The organism is Mesorhizobium sp. M7A.F.Ca.MR.148.00.0.0, assembly GCF_003997735.1.
In the GTDB taxonomy this organism is placed as follows: Bacteria; Pseudomonadota; Alphaproteobacteria; order Rhizobiales; family Rhizobiaceae; genus Mesorhizobium.
In genome coordinates this window covers 1-6359 of the sequence record NZ_RZTB01000189.1, presented here as the reverse complement: position 1 = coordinate 6359, position 6359 = coordinate 1, and the positions used below count along the sequence as shown (strand labels likewise).

At 64.3% G+C, this 6359-nt stretch carries 5 protein-coding genes; 2 read left to right on the top strand and 3 right to left on the bottom strand.

The window, feature by feature from the left end:
* Nucleotides 1-175 precede the first annotated feature (175 nt).
* From EOB49_RS32225 to EOB49_RS32215, 3 genes are all read right to left on the bottom strand, one after another.
* Complete coding sequence (locus EOB49_RS32225) at nucleotides 176-1339, bottom strand: ABC transporter substrate-binding protein (RefSeq protein WP_127383346.1); 1164 nt, start codon at nucleotides 1337-1339, stop codon at nucleotides 176-178.
* Nucleotides 1340-1410: 71 nt separating this feature from the next.
* Nucleotides 1411-2271, bottom strand: a complete 861-nt coding sequence (locus tag EOB49_RS32220) for an ABC transporter permease (RefSeq protein WP_127383345.1) — start codon at nucleotides 2269-2271, stop codon at nucleotides 1411-1413.
* On the bottom strand, nucleotides 2268-3095 hold the full coding sequence (locus EOB49_RS32215; protein WP_127322104.1) for an ABC transporter ATP-binding protein: 828 nt from the start codon (nucleotides 3093-3095) through the stop codon (nucleotides 2268-2270). The genes EOB49_RS32220 and EOB49_RS32215 overlap by 4 nt, the downstream gene beginning before the upstream one ends.
* A gap of 326 nt (nucleotides 3096-3421) precedes the next feature.
* Here EOB49_RS32215 and EOB49_RS32210 point away from each other — a divergent pair, with 326 nt between their 5' ends.
* Both EOB49_RS32210 and EOB49_RS32205 read left to right on the top strand, forming a co-directional pair.
* The gene (locus EOB49_RS32210) at nucleotides 3422-4366 is read left to right on the top strand and encodes a MurR/RpiR family transcriptional regulator (RefSeq protein WP_127273418.1); all 945 of its coding nucleotides are present in this window, start codon (nucleotides 3422-3424) and stop codon (nucleotides 4364-4366) included.
* A gap of 169 nt (nucleotides 4367-4535) precedes the next feature.
* Nucleotides 4536-6359: NAD(P)/FAD-dependent oxidoreductase (locus EOB49_RS32205; RefSeq protein WP_164781885.1), on the top strand; the 1824-nt coding region annotated here is incomplete at its 3' end.

Sequence of the window (6359 nt, the reverse complement as noted above, 5' to 3'; positions counted from 1 at the left end):
GCCGCCCCTCATTGCCCTGCCGGGCATTTCTCCCCGTATAGTGACGGGGAGAAAGGGCTGGCCGCAATGTTGGCGATTGGCGAAATCATCAACGACAGCGTCCCCTCGCCCCGTTTACGGGGAGAGGATGCCGGCAGGCAGGTGAGGGGCGGCGCTGACCTGGACATTGTCAGCCCTACTTCACCGCCGAATCGAACAGATGCGCCTTGATCTTCTCGACATCGAGCGCGGCAAAACCTTCCGACAGCTTGACGCCGTCGGCATCGGCCTTGACCTTAGCCTTGTCGAAATCATTGGCCGGGCCGATCAGCTCGTTGGTGCAGACATCCTCGGCCTTCACCGGAGCGGTGATCTGGCCGATCTTGTGGATCTCGTCGAAGAAGCCCTGCCAGCTCGCCATGTCGTGCGAGCCCCAGCCGCCGCGTTTGTCCATGTCGCCGCGGAAGACGTTGATCTGCTGGAGGATCGATGTGGTGCCGAGCTCCGGCCCGAGATTCTTGGCCAGCGTTGGGAACTGCTCGAACACCGCTTCGACCGCCGCGCGGGGATTCTGGTAGCCGAATTCGAGGCCCATCGCCCAGCCGCGCAGGTACTTTTCCAGCAACGCCTTCTTGTCGGCGTCCTCAAGATCGGCGGCGCGCACGACGAAAGTGTTCGCCGGCAGCTTCGAGTTCTGCACGCCGAGCCAGTATTCGAAGTCGAGCCCCTTGGCGATCCATTCGGCGCGCAGGCCTTCCCACGACAGGGCAGCGTCGCCCTGGCCGCCGGCAAGAGCCGTGCCCCATGTCGGCCAGCCGGCTTCGACATATTTGACCTTCTTGATGTCGACGCCCTGCGCCGCCAGCAGCGGGTCGGTGATCGACTGCCAGGCGGCTGAGCCGAGCAGGATGGTCTTGCCTTCCAGCTTCTTCAGGTCGTTCGAGCCCTCGCCCTTGCGGAAGGCGATGCTGAATGTGTCGCGGGCGCCCATATGGAACACCGACTTCAGCTTCATGCCGTTCTGGATGGCGAAGGAGAACACGCCGGGCGACGGGAAGCCCATATCCGCCTGGCCGACATCGACGAACTTCACCGTCGCGGTGCCGTCCGACGGCCCCGGCTGCATATCGGTGTCCAGCCCATCGAAATAGCCGGCCTTCTTGGCTGCCCAGTAGGGATAGTCGTCGAGCACTTCGAGCGTGCCGCGCGGCGAAATCCAGGTGAATTTTCCGTAGGGTTCGGCCCTGGCCTTGTGGCCGGTGGCGCCAAGCGCCGTCGCCGTCACCAGCCCGGCGCCGGTCACCTGCAGGAAAGTACGGCGGCTGATCCCCGCCGGGTTGATCGAGAAATTATTGGTCATGTCATTCCCCTTTTTTGTTTGATGTCAGTCTCTTGCCGCCCGCCTCCCGGGCGTCGTCTGTACTTTTGTGTTCAAGCCTCCCAGCTCGCCCATTTCTTGCCTATCAGGAAGAACAGCACGTAGATCAGGATGCCGAGCGTCGACAGGATCAGCACCACGGCGAAGAACTGCGGCATCTGGATCATCGACGAATAGGTGGTCAGCCGGTTGCCGAGGCCGAAGCCGCCGCCGACCATTTCGGCGCCGACCGCGGTCAGCAGGCCGAAGATGGCGCCGATCATCAGCCCGACCAGGATCATCGGCAGCGCCATCGGCGCACGGATCTTCCAGAAGATCTGCAAGGTGCTGGCGCCATAGGAGCGCGCCAGCGCGATCTTGGCGCTGTCGACGCGGCGAAAGCCGGTGGCGGCATTGATCATCACCATCGGCCCGGCGGCCAGCGCCACCGCGATGATGCGCGGCGTGTAGCCGAAGCCGAAGCGCAGGATCAGAAGCGGCACCAGTGCCAGCATCGGCGTGGTGACCAGAAGCAGGATGTAGGGCGCGACGATCTTCTCGGCGAACGGAAACTGGGTGATGACGGCGGCCAGCACCAGGCCGACGATCGCGCCGATGGTGAAGCCGGACACCAGCTCGACCAGCGTGTAGCCGAGATGCGGCGCGATCAGCGGGAACTCGTCGAACAGTGCATAGGCGATCGAGCTCGGCGGCGGCATGATGTAGAGCGGCACGTGGAACAGCCGCAGCGCCAGTTCGATGCCGCCGATGATGATCACCGCCACGGCAAGAATGGCTGCCACCTCCTTGCCCGACTTGATGCCGGGGCCGCTGGCGAAGGCCGACAGATTGGTCAGGCTGACCTCGTGGCCGTCGCCCGACTTGGCACCCGACTTGGACTTCGAGAATTCCGGAATGGCGTCGCCCCCGCTCACGGCCTGATCCTCACGATCTCGGCGCTCGGGCGCTCCGCTGCTTTTGGCCGCGTGCGTTCGCCGACAATGTCCATCTTGATACGGTTGGTGAGGTCGAAGACCTCCTTCGTCGCCATGATCTCAAGCGAGCGCGGCCGCGCAAACGGCACGCGATATTCCTTGGCGACGCGGCCCGGCCGGGCGCTCAGCACCACGACCCGGTCGGAGAGGAAGATCGCTTCCTCGATCGAGTGGGTGATGAAGACGATGGTTGTCTTGGTGTCGAGCCAGATCTCCTCGACCAGCCGGTTCATCTCCTCGCGGGTGAAGCTGTCGAGCGCGCCGAACGGCTCGTCCATCAAAAGCACCGAAGGCTTCAACGCCAGCGCCCGCACGATCGCCGCGCGCTGCTGCATGCCGCCGGAAAGCTCGCGCGGAAACTTGCCGCCGAAGCCGTCGAGACCGACGCGGTTCAGCAGATGCGCAATCCACGCCCGGTCCGGCTTCTCGCCCTTGATCTCGAAAGGGAAGCGGATGTTGGCGTCGAGATTGCGCCACGGCAGGAGGTTCGCCTCCTGGAAGACGATGCCGATATCGGGATGCGGACCGGTGATCGCCTTGCCATCGAGCCGGATCTCGCCGCTGGTCAGGCTGTGCAGGCCCGACATCGACCACAAGAGCGTGGTCTTGCCGCAGCCGGAAGGGCCGACGATCGAGACGATTTCATTGGCGCTGACATCGAGGCTGCAGCGGTCCAGCGCCAGCAGGTCGCCGGAGGCCGTGTGATAGATCTTGGTCGCTGCCTGCACGCCAAGCTTCGGCTTTTTTGCATCGCCCGTATTCATCTGCCCCCCGGGAAGATTGCGCGATGATCCATTGGCTCATCCCCAGCGAAAATCAGTCTGTAACTATCCTACTTTCCTGTCAAGCACCGACGATGGCCACCGTATCAGGAAAATCGATTAGTATGCTTATCCGATTGTTTTAATATCGCTTTTGCGGCCTTGAAATGCATGTTGCTTTCCTACATACTTCGGAACTGACACGGATCGGAGAGGACCGGAGGAAGGTGATCTTTACCCTACGTTGCGATGCGGTCGGGCGCGTGGAGCCAGGGCGTGCAAACATGCTAAGACGGCAGCCTCGCAACCCAGGGAAAGACCAGGACCCCATGAACGAAGCTGGCAGCCAGGACGAGCCTGTTCCAGGCCAGGATACCGAGGGGCGCGATCCTGTCCGGCGCATTCCCGACATCATCTCGCTGGTCAAGGATTCCTACAGCGAATTGCGCCCGGCCGAACGGCGTGTCGCCGATGTCGTGCTCGACGACGTCAAATATGCCGTCGACGCCTCCAACGCCGCCCTTGCCCAGCGCGCCGGGGTCAGCGAACCGACGGTGACCCGGTTTTGCCGCGCTATCGGCTGCGAGGGCGTGCGCGACTTCAAGCTGAAGCTGGCGCAGAGCCTCGTCGTCGGTGCGCTCTATCTGGCCAAGTCGCCCTCCGTCAGCAATGACAATGGCATGCCGTTCTGGAACGCCGTATTCGGCGAGGCGCGCCGGGCGCTGCAGGAGGCCGAGCGGCAGCTCGACCCGGCGCAGCTGCAGAAAGCCGCCGATTTGATCGCCAAGGCGCGCCAGGTCACCGTGTTCGGCCTCGGCGGCAGCTCCTCGGCGCTGGCGCAGGAAACCCAATACCGGCTGTTCCGCTACGGCATCACCGTCAGCGCCCAGTGCGACCCCTATCTGATGCGCATGACCGCCTCGACGCTCAAGCCGGGCGATCTGGTGATCGCCATTTCGGCGACCGGACGCACCCGCGAGGTGATCGAGGCCGTCGAGCTCGCCAAGCACTACCGCGCCAACGCCATCGCCGTAACCGCGCCCGACACCGAACTCGCCCGCGCCTGCGACGTCAGGTTGACGGTGGCGGTCCCGGAATATCCCGACACGCTGAAGCCGACGGCCTCGCGCTTCGCCTTCCTGGCGGCGATCGACCTTCTGGCGGTGGCCTCGGCCTACAAGCTCGACGGTTCGGCCCGCGAGACCGTGCGCCGCATCAAATACAACGCCCAGATCCACCGCACCGGCAAGGAGATGGAGCCGCTCGGAGACTAGCTCCCTTCTCCCCGTTCACGGGGAGGTGAGGAATGGTCCGCGTAGCGGACGAAAAGCCAACTGCTTGGCTTTTCGAACGACGAACGCCGGCAGGCGGATGAGGGGCGGCGCCGAGTTCAACAATTGATGATCCCAACTTGGATTGGGCGCATGCACAAAGAGGAAAGAAATGCTCGAAATAGCACCGACGAAACAGGCCGCCGCATGGCTCGAATCCCTGGCGCAGGCGCTCGCAGCCGGCGACGTGGCCGCTGCGAGCAACCTGTTCGTCGACGATTGCTACTGGCGCGATCTCCTGACCTTCACCTGGAACATCACCACCATGGAAGGCCGCGAAGCGATCGCCGACATGCTGGCGGCGACGCTGGCGACGGCCAAGCCGAGCGCGTGGCAACTGACCGGCGAGGCGATCTCGGACGATGGCACCATCGAGGCGTGGTTCAGCTTCGAAACCGCGGTGGCCAGGGGAGAGGGCATCATGCGGCTGCGCGACGGCCGCTGCCGCACGCTGTTCACGGCAATGACGGACCTGAAAGGCTTCGAGGAGCGCAAGGGGGCGAAGCGGCCGCTTGGCGTGCGCCACAAGGCCGATCCCAGGCGCGAGACCTGGTCGGAGGCGCGGGCGCGCGAGACGCGCGAGCTCGGCACCGAGGAACAGCCCTACTGCCTGGTCATCGGCGGCGGCCAGGGCGGCATCATGCTGGGGGCGCGGCTGCGCCAGCTCGGCGTGCCGACCATCGTCATCGAGAAGAATGCGCGGCCGGGCGATTCCTGGCGTAACCGCTACCGCACGCTCGTGCTGCACGACCCGGTCTGGTACGACCATCTGCCCTACATTCCCTTCCCCGAGAACTGGCCGGTGTTCACGCCCAAGGACAAGATGGGCGACTGGCTGGAAATGTACACGCGCGTCATGGAGCTCAATTATTGGGTCGCCACCAAATGCCTTAGCGCCAGCTATGACGAGGCGGAGAAAGTCTGGACCGTGGTGGTCGACCGCGTCGGCCGGCAGATCACGCTGAAGCCCAAGCACATCGTCTTCGCCACCGGCGCCTACGGTCCGCCACGGCGGATCGATCTGCCGGGCGCCGACCGGTTCAAGGGCGAGTTGCTGCACTCCAGCCAGTATGCCAGCGGCGACAAATTCCGCGGCAGACGAGTCGCGGTCATCGGCGCGGCAAGCTCCGGCCATGACGTCTGCGTCGACCTCTGGGAAAGCGGCGCCGAGGTCACAATGATCCAGCGTTCGCCGACGACGGTGGTCAAATCGGACACGCTGATGGAAGTCGGCTTCGAGATCTTCTCGGAAGACGCACTGGCACGCGGCATCACCACCGAGAAGGCCGACATGATCGTCGCCTCGACGCCGTTCGCGCTGGTGCCCAAGGGGCAGCGGGCGCTTTACGAGGTGATCAAGGCGCGCGACGCGGCCTTTTACGACCGCTTGCGCGCCGCCGGCTTCGCCCTCGATTTCGGCGACGACGAGACCGGCCTTCTGATGAAGGCCTACCGCACCGGCTCCGGCTACTATATCGATGTCGGCGCTTCCGACCTGATCATCGACGGCAAGATCGGCATCCGCAGCGGCGTCGCCATCAAGTCGCTGACCCCGAGCGGCATCCTGTTCGAGGACGGCAGTGAACTCGCCGCCGACGCCATCATCGCCTGCACCGGCTATCAGTCGATGAACGAGACGGTGGCTTCGATCGTCTCGCGCGAAGTCGCCGACAAGGTCGGCCCCTGCTGGGGGCTTGGCTCGGGCGTCAAGGGCGACCCCGGACCCTGGCAAGGCGAGCTGCGCAACATGTGGAAGCCGACCGCGCAGGAAGCGCTGTGGTTCCACGGCGGCAATCTGGCGCTGTCGCGCTTCTATTCGAAATATGTGGCGCTGCAGATCAAGGCGCGGATGGAAGGCATTGAGACGCCGGTTTACGGGAAGCCGAGCAATTCAGGCGCTGCTGATCTCCCCCCTCGAGGGGGAGATGTCGCCGAA

Coding starts and splice junctions, on each gene's coding strand:
- EOB49_RS32210 (WP_127273418.1), top strand. CDS start 3,422: ATGAACGAAGCTGGCAGCCAGGACGAGCCTGTTCCAGGCCAGGATACC.
- EOB49_RS32215 (WP_127322104.1), bottom strand. CDS start 3,095: ATGAATACGGGCGATGCAAAAAAGCCGAAGCTTGGCGTGCAGGCAGCG.
- EOB49_RS32225 (WP_127383346.1), bottom strand. CDS start 1,339: ATGACCAATAATTTCTCGATCAACCCGGCGGGGATCAGCCGCCGTACT.